11 protein-coding genes are annotated in these 12,388 nt (G+C 70.8%); 8 read left to right on the top strand and 3 right to left on the bottom strand.

Going from position 1 to position 12,388, the window contains the following annotated elements:
* Positions 1 to 227 precede the first annotated feature (227 nt).
* From ACSVDD_RS12790 to cydB, 4 genes are all read left to right on the top strand, one after another.
* Positions 228 to 2,387 carry a caspase family protein gene (locus ACSVDD_RS12790; RefSeq protein WP_448189745.1) on the top strand — a complete coding sequence of 720 codons (2,160 nt, stop codon included), beginning with the start codon at positions 228 to 230 and terminating at the stop codon, positions 2,385 to 2,387.
* 73 nt (positions 2,388 to 2,460) lie between these two features.
* The gene (locus ACSVDD_RS12785) at positions 2,461 to 3,789 is read left to right on the top strand and encodes an amidase (RefSeq protein WP_448189744.1); all 1,329 of its coding nucleotides are present in this window, start codon (positions 2,461 to 2,463) and stop codon (positions 3,787 to 3,789) included.
* A 110-nt stretch (positions 3,790 to 3,899) separates the two neighbouring features.
* Positions 3,900 to 5,264: a cytochrome ubiquinol oxidase subunit I gene (locus ACSVDD_RS12780; protein WP_448189743.1), complete on the top strand. Its 1,365-nt coding sequence runs from the start codon at positions 3,900 to 3,902 to the stop codon at positions 5,262 to 5,264.
* A gap of 13 nt (positions 5,265 to 5,277) precedes the next feature.
* Complete coding sequence (cydB, locus tag ACSVDD_RS12775; protein WP_448189742.1) at positions 5,278 to 6,285, top strand: cytochrome d ubiquinol oxidase subunit II; 1,008 nt, start codon at positions 5,278 to 5,280, stop codon at positions 6,283 to 6,285.
* A 290-nt stretch (positions 6,286 to 6,575) separates the two neighbouring features.
* On the opposite strand, the gene ACSVDD_RS12770 is transcribed toward cydB, so the two are convergent.
* Complete coding sequence (locus ACSVDD_RS12770) at positions 6,576 to 6,983, bottom strand: hypothetical protein (protein ID WP_448189741.1); 408 nt, start codon at positions 6,981 to 6,983, stop codon at positions 6,576 to 6,578.
* Positions 6,984 to 7,123: 140 nt separating this feature from the next.
* Between ACSVDD_RS12770 and ACSVDD_RS12765 the strand changes: the two genes are divergently transcribed.
* The 4 genes from ACSVDD_RS12765 to ACSVDD_RS12750 all read left to right on the top strand — a co-directional run bounded on the left by ACSVDD_RS12765 (position 7,124) and on the right by ACSVDD_RS12750 (position 10,770).
* Positions 7,124 to 7,345, top strand: coding sequence for a hypothetical protein (locus ACSVDD_RS12765; protein ID WP_448189740.1), 222 nt, complete (start codon positions 7,124 to 7,126; stop codon positions 7,343 to 7,345).
* A 91-nt stretch (positions 7,346 to 7,436) separates the two neighbouring features.
* Entirely contained in the window at positions 7,437 to 8,270 is an 834-nt protein-coding gene (locus ACSVDD_RS12760) for an MBL fold metallo-hydrolase (RefSeq protein WP_448189739.1), read from the top strand.
* Between the two features lie 11 nt (positions 8,271 to 8,281).
* Positions 8,282 to 9,514: an SLC13 family permease gene (locus tag ACSVDD_RS12755; RefSeq protein ID WP_448189738.1), complete on the top strand. Its 1,233-nt coding sequence runs from the start codon at positions 8,282 to 8,284 to the stop codon at positions 9,512 to 9,514.
* A 38-nt stretch (positions 9,515 to 9,552) separates the two neighbouring features.
* Positions 9,553 to 10,770: an HD-GYP domain-containing protein gene (locus ACSVDD_RS12750; RefSeq protein ID WP_448189737.1), complete on the top strand. Its 1,218-nt coding sequence runs from the start codon at positions 9,553 to 9,555 to the stop codon at positions 10,768 to 10,770.
* Here the strand turns inward: ACSVDD_RS12750 and ACSVDD_RS12745 are convergent, their stop codons facing one another.
* The gene (locus ACSVDD_RS12745) at positions 10,771 to 11,934 is read right to left on the bottom strand and encodes a CobW family GTP-binding protein (RefSeq protein WP_448189736.1); all 1,164 of its coding nucleotides are present in this window, start codon (positions 11,932 to 11,934) and stop codon (positions 10,771 to 10,773) included.
* Positions 11,904 to 12,380, bottom strand: a complete 477-nt coding sequence (locus ACSVDD_RS12740) for a Fur family transcriptional regulator (protein WP_448189735.1) — start codon at positions 12,378 to 12,380, stop codon at positions 11,904 to 11,906. Before ACSVDD_RS12740 ends, ACSVDD_RS12745 begins: the two co-directional genes overlap by 31 nt.
* Between the last annotated feature and the right edge of the window lie 8 nt (positions 12,381 to 12,388).

Genomic DNA, 12,388 nt, shown 5'->3' with positions numbered 1-12,388 from the left:
GCACGGCCCCCCGGCCGCTGTGAGCCGGCTCACAGTTTGCGCGCTTCTGCGCCCGGCGCGGGCGACACGGAGGCGGTAATCCCACAGTATGGGAACACTGCTCATAGCAGATGTGCCTGTTGTCCTTTGAACACGCCGCAGGGCATCGAAAGTACATCTGCGTTTTGCCAAGACCACGGGTGAATTGGTGCAGTGTTAACGTCCCGCTGGAGTTGGGGAGGATCGCGGTGACGGGTGTGTTGAAACGGTGGTTCGTTTGGGCGGTGCTGGCGGGCGCGGTGCTGCTGGCCGGCGGCCTTGCTCAGGCGGCCGAGCGGCGGGTGGCGCTGGTGATCGGCAACGCGCAGTACCAGCGCGGCGGTGCGCTGCCTGCGGTGGCGGCCAACGCTGCCGCCGTGGCCGAGGCGCTGCGCACCGCCGGCTTCGACGTGACCGTCGCCAGCAACCAGGAGCACCGTGGCTTGGTCGCGGCGCTGAGCCACTTCGCCACCAAGGCCAAAGGGGCGGAGTTGGGCGTCGTCTACTACTCCGGGCTGGCGCTGTCGCTGGGCGGCAAGAGCTTCGTGGTGCCGGTGGATGCCAAGCTGGCGTCGGAATACGACGTGGTTATCGACACCGTCGAACTCGACCAGTTGCTCCAGCAGATGCAGTCGCCTCAGCGCGGCGTCGTGCTGCTCGACGCGGTGACGCCCAACCCGCTGGCCGACACGCTCGCCCAGGCCATGGGGAAGGCCGGGCGCTCGGTGCGGCCGGTTCCCGGCGCGCCGGGGCCGGCGGACACGCTGCTGATCGCCTATTCCCACCAGCCGGACACCGCTCCCGCCCCCGTGCAAGGCTCCGGTCCTAGCCCCTTCGCCGCGGCGCTGGCGCAGGAACTTGTCAAGCCCGGCGCCGACGTGCGCGGCGCGCTGGCCGCGGTCGAGCGCACCGTCGCAGCCCGCACCAACGGCGCGCAGCGGCCGTGGATGCAGGACCGTCTCGGCCAGACCGTCGCGCTGCTGCCGGTAACCGTGGCACCGCCGCCTGCCGCCCCGCCCCCCGCCACCCCGCTGTTTGCCGAAAAACATCCGGAGCCCCCGCCAGCCGCCGCGCCCGAACCAAAGGTCGAGCCTTTGGAGGGCAGCTTCGTCACCACCCGCGACACCAACATGCGCCAGGGGCCGGACATCAAGGCGCCGGTGCTGCGCACGGTGGCGCGCGAGACCACGGTGACCGCCACCGGCCAGGTCCGCCGGGGCAGTTGGATACGAACCACGCTGGACGGCCAGCAGGGCTTCATCTCCTCCGGCAATCTGCGGCGCTCCGACGCTTCCGCCGAGCCCCCGCCGGACACCGTGGCCGCGGCTCCCCCCGGCCCCACAGCGGCGCCCGCCGAGCCAGCCGAGCGGCGGATGCTGCGTTCGGCCACGCTGTTCGACCGCCCGGCGCTGGGGGCGCGGGGCGTGCGAGAACTGCCGGCCGGCATGCCGGTGACGGTGGTGGAGGCGGTGCCCGGCTCCAACTGGGTGCGGGTGCGCGACCGCTCCTCGCAGGAGGGCTACGTGACCATCGGTGCGCTGACCGCCGGGGGCGAGCCGCCGCCGCCCGACCGCGCGCCCACCGCCGTGGTGAACCGTGACGAGGCGCTGGCGCTGTCCGGTTCCTCCCGCTGGCCGGAGACGGCGGCGGTGCCGCCCGACCGCGGAATCTCCGGCCCGGCGCAACCGAGCCCGGCCCAGGGCGCGGTGCAGGACGCCGTACGCTCGGCGCGCGACAGCGCGGCGGCGGGCGAGAGCGCCGCCACCCAGGCCCGCGCCTCGGCGCAGCGGGCCGCGGAGGCGCAGAGGTTCGCCCGCGACGCGGCGGAGACCGCGCGTGCCGGCACGCCGCGCGCCTGGGTGCACCGCTTCGCCAACGGCGACGCTTACGAGGGCGAGTGGGCGATGGTGAGCGGCGACGGCATGCGGCAGGTGCACAAGAGCGGCCACGGCGTCTATCGCTTCGCCGACGGTCAGGTCTATGAGGGCGAGTGGCGCGACGACCAGATGGCCGGCGTCGGCGTCCTGACCTTCCGCACCGGCGATCGCTACGCCGGCACCTTCCGCGGCGGCCGGCCGGAGGGGCTGGGGATGTTCCGCTACGCCAACGGCGACGGCTATGCCGGCGAGGTGCACCAGAACCGCCCGGAGGGACCGGGCGAACTGACCTACGCCAACGGCGACCGCTACCAGGGCCGGGTTGCCGACCGCCGGCCGAGCGGTTATGGCGCGCTGACGATGAACGGCACCGGGGGGAGGCACCTCGGCCGCTTCCGCGACGGCGTGCCGGACGGGCCGGGCGTCGGCATCGCCGTCGACGGCACCCAGCACGGCGGCGTCTGGCAGGGCAACCATATGGCGGGGGAGTGAAGGGCTCGCGCCGCCGCCGCTCCGGCGCTATACGGGAAGACCCATCCCAGCCGCCATCCCAGCCGGAGATCCCATGTCCACCATCCTGTCTTTGGCCGCCGATCTGGCCGCCGGCCGCACCACCAGCGTGGCGTTGACCGAGCAGGCGCTGGCCCGCATCGCCGACCCGGCCGGGGAGGGGGCGCGCACCTTCCTCCATGTGGACCGCGACGCCGCACTGAAGGCCGCGCAGGCCAGCGATCTGCTGCGCGCCGCCGGGGTGGTGCCGTCGCCGCTGGCCGGGCTGCCGGTCTCGGTCAAGGACCTGTTCGACGTGGCGGGCCAAGTGACCACCGCCGGCTCGGTGGTGCTGGCGGACGCGGCACCCGCGGCGAAGGACGCGCCGGCCGTCGCCCGGCTGCGCGCCGCCGGGGCGGTGATCGTCGGGCGCACCAACATGACGGAGTTCGCGTTCTCCGGCCTTGGCCTCAACCCGCATCACGGCACGCCGGGCAACCCGTTCGACCGCGCGCGCATCCCCGGCGGCTCCTCCTCGGGGGCGGGGGTGTCGGTGGCGGACGGCATGGCCGTGGCGGCGGTGGGCAGCGACACCGGCGGCTCGGTGCGCATCCCCTCGGCGTTCTGCGGACTGGTGGGGTTCAAGCCGACGCAGGCGCGCATCCCGCGCGACGGCGCGCTGCCGCTGTCGTGGACGCTGGACACGGTCGGGCCGCTGGCGCGCTCGGTGGCGTGCTGCGCCATTCTCGACGCGGTGATGGCGGGCGCGGCTCCGGTGGTGCCGGAAGCCGTGGATCTGGCCGGGCTGCGCCTCGGCGTGCCGAAGACCATCGTGCTGGACGGCATGGACGCCACCGTCGCCGCCGCCTTCAACCGTGCGCTGGAGGCGTTGTCCAAGGCCGGCGCGCGGGTGGTGGAGATCGAGCTTCCCGTGCTTGACCGCATCCCGCAGGCCAACGCCAAGGGCGGCTTCGCCTCGCCCGAGGCGTACGCGTGGCACCGCGAACTGCTGGCGCGCTCCGGCGACCGCTACGACCCGCGGGTGCGCATGCGCATCCAGCGCGGCCAGGAGCAGAGCGCCGCCGACTACATCGAGCTGACGCGCATCCGCACCGCCGTGATGGCCGAGGCCGAGGCGGCGACGCGCGCCTTCGACGCACTGGTCATGCCGACGGTGCCGGTGGTGCCGCCGCGCGTCGACGAACTGGCGGACGATGCGGCGTACGCGCGCATCAACATGCTGGTGTTGCGGAACCCGTCGCTGTGGAACTTCCTCGACCGGCCGGCGGTGTCGCTGCCCATGGCGACGGACGGGTTGCCAGCCGGTCTGATGCTGGTCGGCAAGCGCGGGCACGACAGGAACCTGCTGCGCGTGGCGCGCGCCGTCGAGCCGGTGGTGAAGTAGCCCCTCTCCAGCCGGGGAACGGGGGAGAGGTATGCCATTTTCTCCGCGAAACCGCTCCGCTCCGGCTGCGTTGACCGTAAGGGCGCCGTGTGGCCTTGCGGGAGACGGACATGGATCTGGACGTGCTGCTGCTGAGCCGGCTGCAATTCGCCTTCACCATCGGCTTCCACATCCTGTTCCCGACGTTCACCATCGGCCTCGCGCTGTTCCTGGTGGTGTTGGAGGCGCGCTGGCTGTTCTGGCGGGAGGAGGGCGCCTACCGGCTGCTGCGCTTCTGGACGGGCATCTTCTCGCTGACCTTCGGCGTCGGCGTGGTGACGGGGCTGGTGCTGTCCTACCAGCTCGGCACGAACTGGAGCCGCTTCTCCACCTTCTCCGGCAATCTGCTGGGCCCGATCATCAGCTATGAGGTGCTGACCGCCTTCTTCCTGGAGGCCGGGTTCCTCGGCATCCTGCTGTTCGGCTGGCATCGGGTGAGCGCGCCGGTGCATTTCTTCGCCACCTGCATGGTGGCGCTGGGCACGGTCATCTCGGCGTTCTGGATCCTGTCCGGCAATTCGTGGATGCACACGCCGGCCGGCTTCGCGGTCGATGCCGGCCGTGTCGTCGCCACCGACTGGGCGGCGGCGGTGTTCAACCCGTCCTTCCCCTACCGCTTCGCGCACATGGTGATGGCGTCGCTGCTGACGACCTCCCTCGTGGTGGCCGGCGTCGGCGCCTGGTACCTGCTGCGCGGCGTGCACGAGGAGTTCGCGCGGCGCGCCTTCTCATTGGCGCTGTGGATGGCGGCCGGCGCGGCCCCGGCGCAGGTGGTCATCGGCGACCTGCACGGCCTCAACACGCTGCACCACCAGCCCATGAAGATCGCCGCCATGGAGGCGCTGTGGGAGACCGAGTCCCCCGCCCCCTTCGTGATCTTCGCCATCCCCGACCAAGCCGCTGAGCGCAACCACGCCGAACTGGCGATCCCCCGCCTCGGCAGCCTGATCCTCACCCATTCCCTCGACGGCGAGGTGAAGGGCCTGAAGGAGGTGCCGCCGCAGGACCGGCCGCCGGTCGGCATCGTCTTCTTCGCGTTTCGGCTGATGGTCGCTCTCGGGGTCCTGTTCGTCGGCGTGGCGGCGCTCGGGCTTGTGTTGCGCTGGAGCGGCGGGCTGTACCGGCGGCGCTGGTTCCTGCGGCTGTGCGTGGCGGTGTCGCCGCTGGGCTTCGTGGCGCTGCTGGCCGGCTGGACGGTCACCGAGGTCGGGCGTCAGCCCTGGGTGGTCTACGGCCTGCAACGCACCGCCGACGCGGTGTCGCTGCTGCCGGCATCGTCCGTCACCACCACGCTGGCGCTGTTCCTGATCGCCTATTCCGTGCTGCTGAGCGCCTTCCTGGTCTTCTTCTTCCGCATGGTGCGCGCCGGCCCGGACTATGCGACCGACCCGCCGCACTTCCAGGACAAGGCCCGCACGCTCTACGAGCGGGCATGAACAGGGGGGAGCCATGGACCTGCCGCTGATCTGGAGCGCCATCATCGCGCTGGGCGTCTTCATGTACGTCCTGCTCGACGGGTTCGACCTGGGCGTCGGCATCCTGTTCCCGCTGGTGCGCGTCGAGCGCGACCGCGACGCCATGATGAACTCGGTGGCGCCGATCTGGGACGGCAACGAGACGTGGCTGATCCTCGGCGGCGCGTCGCTGCTGGGGGCGTTCCCGCTGGCCTATTCGACGCTGCTGCCGGCCTTCTACCTGCCGATCATGGTCATGCTGTTCGGCCTGATCTTCCGCGGCGTGGCCTTCGAGTTCCGTTTCAAGTCGAGGCTGCGCCGCCGCTGGTGGGACGCCTCGTTCTTCCTCGGCTCGCTGGTGGCGACGGTCATGCAGGGCATCCTGCTCGGCGCCTTCATCACCGGCGTGCCGGTCGAAGCGCTGGGCGGCGGCGTCTACCGCTTCACCGGCGGGGCGCTCCACTGGCTGACGCCGTTCAACCTGATGTGCGGGGTTGGGCTGGCCTGCGGCTACGCGCTGCTGGGCGCCACGTGGCTGATCCTCAAGACTGAGGGGCATTTGCAGCGCTTCGCCTTCCGCGCGGCGCGGGTGCTGGTGGCGCTGGTGGCGCTGTTCCTCGCGGTGGTCAGCCTGTGGACGCCCTTCGCCCACCCGCCGATCCGCGAGCGCTGGTTCACCATGCCGAACCTGCTGTACCTGTCGCCGGTGCCGCTGGTGACCGGGGCGACGCTGCTGGCGCTGTTCGCAGCCCTGCACCGGCGGCGCGAGACGGCGCCTTTCGTGCTGACGCTGGCGCTGTTCGCGCTGTCCTACGCCGGGCTGGCGATCAGCCTGTGGCCCTACGTGGTGCCGCGGGCGCTGACCATCTGGGACGCCGCCTCGCCGCGCGATTCGCAGATCTTCCTGTTGGTCGGCGTGGCGTTCCTGCTGCCGGTCATCCTCGCCTACACCGTCTATTCCTACCGCGTGTTCCGCGGAAAGGTGGCGGAAGGATACCATTAGAGCCTGTCATGGATTTACGCCGCGACTCAACCGCAGGGATGCCCGTAAGGCAGACGAAGGTGTCGGCGACCAGCGCGCTTGCTCTTGCAGGCCATTCGATTTAGGATAAAATTCCTCGTTGGGCGAGGCGCGTCCACACGATGCCGAGCGGATGCGACGCTCGGCAAAAATGCGTCTCATAGCGTCTCACTTCGCCTCATCCGACGCCGGACGGATGCAACACTCCATCGAATCGCGTTTCATAGCGTTTCATAGCGTTTCATAGCGTTGCATTCGGTGCATTGGCGGCTCTACCCGCGCGGCCGGCTCTGGTTGAGGGCTGCGAGGAACGGCGAGGCGCCCTGCACGCGGCTGGCGCGCGGGGCCGGGGCTTTCGGTGCCGATGCGGGCGCCGCCGCGGGCGTTTCCGAGGCGGCCGCCGGGGCGTGGCGCTGCTCGACGACGGTGCGCGCCAGGGTGTGGGCGCGGGTGATGATGCGTGTCTGGAAGTCGCCGTCCAAGGCACGGAACGCGGACGCCGCCTCGGCGAGGTGCTCCTCGGTCGCCTGCTCGGCGGCCTGTTCCAGCGCGCGTTCGAGTTGGCGGAACTCCACCACGCCCGGCACGCGCTCGCGGCGCACCGCGTCGGTGAGGACCTGGATCGCCTCGACCGTTTCGCGGTCCAGCAGAGCCGAGGGGGAGTGCGGAAGGGTGCTCATGGGCCGCAGGCTAGCGGCGCTTGTTGCGTTGCACAAGATTAATAGAATTACGCCGCACTGAAACGAATCGTTGAATATTTCAATCCAGCAATCAGGCGGGAGCGATCACGTGTTACCACAGCAACATGGAAGTGCTGGGCATGCGGATCAACCTGCCTGAGGCCGAGGCCGACGTGGTCGAGGCGGCCCTACACTATGTGCTGTACAGCGACGTCATCTCCAGACCGCACAAGCGGGCGATGATGGCTCGACTCGCCGGCATGCAGCAGACGCTCGATTGTCCGCCGCACGCGTGCGGCGCATGCCCGCGCAGATCCACCTGTGAGACACGCATCCTCGACATCATGGCGTCGTCGGCGTAAATGGCGCCTGTGAATCAGTCTCTGTGATGGCCGTCACCGCAAGCCATGCGGGCTGTGTTAGGATGGTCCGTTCGTCAGGATGCGCGTCGGCATGGGCTTCTCTCTCACCTTCTGGGGCGTCCGCGGCACCGTGCCGTGTCCGATGGCCTCGCATATGGGATACGGCGGCAACACCAGCTGCGTGGAGGTGAGCGTCGGCGGGCGCACGCTGATCCTCGACGCCGGGACCGGGTTGCGCCTGCTCGGCCGGCGGCTGCTGGAGCGCGGGGTGGGGCAGGCGACTCTGCTGCTCAGCCACACCCACCTCGACCACATCAGCGGCTTTCCGTTCTTCGCCCCGGCCTACACGGCCGGATTCGAGCTGGAGATCGTCTCCTGCCATCTCTGCGGCGGCGGCGGGGCGGAAGCGGTGCTGGCCCGCCAGATGGAGGGGCCGCTGTTCCCGGTGCCGTTCCGCACGCTGGCGGCGTCGCTCAGCGTCACCGACGCGGTTCCCGGCACCACCCTGGACCTCGGCGACGGGGTGCGGGTGCGCACGGCGCCGCTCAACCATCCCGATGGCGCCACGGGGTACCGAATCGACTACGCCGGCCGTGCCGTCGCCTACATCACCGACACCGAGCACGTGCCGGGCCGCCCGGACCGCAACATCCTCGACCTGATCGCCGGCTGCGACCTCGTGCTGTACGACTCGACCTTCACCGACGCGGAGTTCCCGCAACGCGTGGGCTGGGGCCACTCGACCTGGAGCGAGGCGGTGCGGCTTGCCCAGGCAGCCGGCGTGAAGCGGCTGGCGCTGTTCCACCACGACCCGGACCGCGACGATCAGGCCATGGCCGCCCTGGAGGCCGAGGCGCAGGCCGCATGGCCCGGCCACGTCTTCGCCGCGCGCGAGGGCGTCACCATCGACCTGATGGCGGGCTAGAAGCTCCCCGCATGACCGCCACCATCGTCGGGCTGTTCGCGCTTACCTACCTCGGCATGGCGCTGGGGCGCTTTCCGGGGCTGAGGATCGACCGCACGGGCATCGCCGTGGTCGCCACCATCCTGCTGCTCGGCGCGGGCGCGCTGACCTCGCAGCAGGTGGTCGAGGCCATCGACTTCCCGACCCTGTTCATCCTGTTCGGCCTGATGATCCTGTCGGCTCAGTACGCCGCCAGCGGCTTCTACGACTGGTGCGCGCTGCGCATCGCCGGCTCGGCCCGCTCCCCGGCGGGGCTGCTGGGCGCCACGGTGGTGGTGGCCGGCGCTCTGTCGGCGGTGCTCGCCAACGACGTGGTCGCCTTCGCCATGACGCCGATGCTGTGCGCCGGGTTGAAGGCACGCGGCCTCGACCCGCGGCCCTATTTGATCGCGCTGGCCGGGGCGGCCAACGCCGGCTCGGCGGCGACGGTCATCGGCAACCCGCAGAACATTCTCATCGCCCAGGTCGGACACCTGGATTTCTGGCGCTTCCTCGGGGCGTGCGGCGTGCCGGCGCTGGTCGGCATGGCCTGTGTTCACGCCGTGGTCTGGTGGGTCTGGCGCGACCGTCTGGCCTTGCGCGGCCCCGAAGGGGAGGCGGTGGCGGCGGCTCCGCTCGACCGCTGGCAGTTGGGCAAGGCGGTGGCGGCCACCGTGGCGCTGCTGGCGCTGTTCGCCTCGCCCTTGCCGGAAGAAACGGGCGTGCTGCTGGTGGCCGGCGCCATTCTGGTCAGCCGCCGGCTGGCGTCGCGCGACATGCTGGGCATGGTGGACTGGCACCTGCTGGTGCTGTTCGCCGGGCTGTTCGCGGTGAACCGCGCTCTCGGCCTCACCGGCCTTCCGGCGGAGCTGGTGCAGCAGCTCTCGGCCGCCGGCTGGTGGCCGGACCGGCTGGCGGTGATGGCGCCGCTGGCGCTGGCGTCGAGCAACTCCATCGGCAACGTGCCGGCGGTGGTGCTGCTGCTGTCGGCCTGGGCGAACCCGCCGGAGGGGGCGCTGTACGGGCTGGCGCTGCTGTCGACGATGGCCGGCAATCTGGCTTTGCCCGGCAGCCTGTGCAACATCATCGTCGCCGAGCGGGCGGCGCTGGCCGGCGTGACGTTGGGCTTCCGCGAGCACGCGCGCTGCGGCGTGCCGATGACGCTGCTGTCCATGGCGTTCGGCGTGCTGTGGCTGTGGCTTGGCGGCTGGATGCGGCTCGCGTGACGTTGTAGGGTTGGGTGGTCGTTACGGAGGACGCGCCGGTGGGCCTCGTCGAACAGTTCCTGGAGTTCATCGAGCAGGCGCCGGACCAGTCGCTGCGGGCGCTCAGCGGCCGGGTGCTCGCCAAATGCCGGGAGCTGACCGGGGCCGAGGCCGGCTCGGTGTTCTACCTGCACGGCCGCGGCCGGCACCGCAAGCTGGAGGCGGTGGCCTTGCAGAACGACCGGGTGCGCACGCGCAGCGCGGCCTTCGTGGTGCCGGCGGACCTGACCTCCGTCGCCGGCTACGTGGCGGCCACCGGCGAGACGGTGTTCGTCGACGACGCCTACGCCATCGCGCCGGAGCGGCCCTACCGCTTCAACCCGGGCTTCGACGAGAAGAGCGGCTTCCGCACGCGTTCGATCCTGGCCTTCGCGCTGAAGGGCTTCCAGGACCGGCCGGTGGGGGTGGTGCAGCTCATCAACCGGTGCGGCAGGGCGGGGGCGGAACCCTTCCTGCCCGAGCACGAGCGGATGATCGCCCCGGTCAACCACATCGTCGGCCGCGCCCTGGAACGCGCCGCCAGCCGGGAGCGTCTGGCCGAGCGCAACCGCACGCTTCAGCAGCAACGCCGACGCATCGCCGAGCTTCAGGCGGAGACGGAGCGGGCGCTGATGGCCTCGGTCCGGCTGCTCGCCCGCGCCGCGGAACTCCACGACGGGGACACCGGAAACCACATCCTGCGGGTAAACGAGTACGCCCACGCGCTGGCCCGCGCGGCCGCGTGCCCGGCGGCGTTCTGCAAGGAGATCCGCTATTCCGCGGCGCTGCACGACGTCGGCAAGATGAGCGTCGATCAGGCGGTTCTGCACAAGCAAGGCCGCCTGGACGAGCGCGAGACGGCGGAGATGCAGCGGCATCCGCAGTACGGCTTTGACATCCTCATCGTGTCCGACCGCCTGAAGATGGCCGCGGAGATCGCGCTGTGCCACCACGAGCAATGGGCCGGCACCGGCTATCCCCGCGGGCTGAAGGGGGAGGGCATTCCGCTGGCGGCGCGTATCGTGGCGATTGCCGACTGCTACGACGCGCTGCGCAGCGAGCGCCCGTACAAGCGGGGCTTCAGCCACGAGCGCACGGTGGAGATCATGACGCGGGGCGACGACCGCCTGAGCCCGGCGACGCATTTCGACCCGACGCTGCTCGCCCTCTTCGCCGACCGCCACGCGGAGTTCGAGCGCATCTGGGAGGAACTGAAGGACGAGGCCTCGGTGGCTTGATCAGCTGGGGCTGGTGTTGCCCTGGCCGCGCACGAACCCGTTGAACAGATCCTCGATCACCTGACGGCCGACATCGCGGGTGATGAAGACGATCTTCGAGCGGCGGTCGTCGGTCGGCCATGCCTCCAGACGCACCGGCGGGTGGAACATGTGCTGCACGCCATGGACCACCACCGGCAGCTCGCTCTCCAGAACGTTCAGCATGCCCTTGATGCGCAGCAGGTCGGGGCCGCGCAACGTGATCAGCGCCTCCATGAAGTCGACGAAGCGGTCCCAGGGGATCGGCTGCTCCTCGACCATGCAGAAGGCGCGGATGTGGTCGTCGTGGCGGTTCGCGTCGCCATGGTCATGCCCGCAGTCGGCACCGCACTCCTCGCCGTGCTCATGGTCGCCATGCTCATGGTCGTGGTGATGGTGGTCGTGGTGGTGATGCCCGTGCGTCTCCTGCGCCCGGTAGGCCTCGTCCTTGAGCCAGCGGGCGACGTCCGGGCTTTTGGTTTCGGGGTTGTAGAGGCCGGCATCGAACAGCATCGCCGGGTCCACCGCGCCGAAGGCGGCGGGGATCACCGGGGCGGCCGGGTTGATGAGCGACAGGCGCCGGCACAGTTCCACCGTCGCGGACGGGGTGGCGGCGTCGGTCTTGGTCAGCACGATGCGGTCGGCGACGGCGGCTTGCTTGACGCTTTCCGGGTGCTGGTCGAGCTGGCTGGAGCCGTGCACCGCGTCCACCGTGCTGATCACCCCGTCCAGGCGGAAGCGGGCGGCCAGCAGCGGGTCGCTCATCAGCGTGTGGATGATCGGCGCCGGGTCGGCGAGGCCGGTGGTCTCGACCACCACGCGGTCGTACTCGGGGATGATGCCCCTGACGCGCTTGAGGAACAGGTCGCGCAGCGTGTCCACCAGATCGCCGCGGATGGTGCAGCACACGCAGCCGCTGTCCATGACGACCATGTTCTCCGACGCCTTGGCGACCAGCAGATGGTCCAGCCCGACCTCGCCGAACTCGTTGATCACCACGGCGGTGCGCGCCATGCCCGGATGGTGCAGCAGGCGCTGCAGCAGCGTGGTCTTGCCGCTGCCGAGAAAGCCGGTCAGCACCGAGACGGGGAAACGGGTGGCGGGCATCGCGTCGCTCACGGGGACTTCTCCTGGCAATCGGGGCATACGCCGCGCACCTCGACGGTGGGCAGGCGGATCTGGAAACCGCGCTCGGAAGCGGCGGTGCGGATGGCGTCGTGCACGCGGGGGTCGTCCAGCTCGACCGCGTTGCCGCAGCCCTCGCAGACCAGGAACTGGCCGGCGTGCACGCCGCCGGGCTCGGCGCAGCCGATGTAGGCGTTGAGGCTCTCGATCCGGTGCACCAGCCCCTGCTCGACCAGGAACTCCAGCGCCCGATAGACGGTCAGCGGGGCGGTCGGCTTGCCGCCCTGCTGGGTCAGATCGTCGAGGATGGCGTAGGCGCCGCGCGGCCGGTGGCTGGTCCACACCAGCTCCAGCACACGGCGCCGCAGGCTGGTCAGCCGGGCGCCGCGCTCGGCGCACAGTGCGTCGGCGCGGGTCAGCGCGTCGGCGATGCAGTGGTCGTGGTCGTGGGCTGCGGTCTGCGGCATGGTGTTAT

It is taken from the genome of Azospirillum terrae, assembly GCF_053470425.1.
This window is presented reverse-complemented; position numbering and strand designations above follow the sequence as displayed.

Coding starts and splice junctions, on each gene's coding strand:
- ACSVDD_RS12785 (WP_448189744.1), top strand. CDS start 2,461: ATGTCCACCATCCTGTCTTTGGCCGCCGATCTGGCCGCCGGCCGCACC.
- ACSVDD_RS12780 (WP_448189743.1), top strand. CDS start 3,900: ATGGATCTGGACGTGCTGCTGCTGAGCCGGCTGCAATTCGCCTTCACC.
- cydB (WP_448189742.1), top strand. CDS start 5,278: ATGGACCTGCCGCTGATCTGGAGCGCCATCATCGCGCTGGGCGTCTTC.
- ACSVDD_RS12770 (WP_448189741.1), bottom strand. CDS start 6,983: ATGAGCACCCTTCCGCACTCCCCCTCGGCTCTGCTGGACCGCGAAACG.
- ACSVDD_RS12765 (WP_448189740.1), top strand. CDS start 7,124: ATGCGGATCAACCTGCCTGAGGCCGAGGCCGACGTGGTCGAGGCGGCC.
- ACSVDD_RS12760 (WP_448189739.1), top strand. CDS start 7,437: ATGGGCTTCTCTCTCACCTTCTGGGGCGTCCGCGGCACCGTGCCGTGT.
- ACSVDD_RS12755 (WP_448189738.1), top strand. CDS start 8,282: ATGACCGCCACCATCGTCGGGCTGTTCGCGCTTACCTACCTCGGCATG.
- ACSVDD_RS12745 (WP_448189736.1), bottom strand. CDS start 11,934: ATGCCCCGATTGCCAGGAGAAGTCCCCGTGAGCGACGCGATGCCCGCC.
- ACSVDD_RS12740 (WP_448189735.1), bottom strand. CDS start 12,380: ATGCCGCAGACCGCAGCCCACGACCACGACCACTGCATCGCCGACGCG.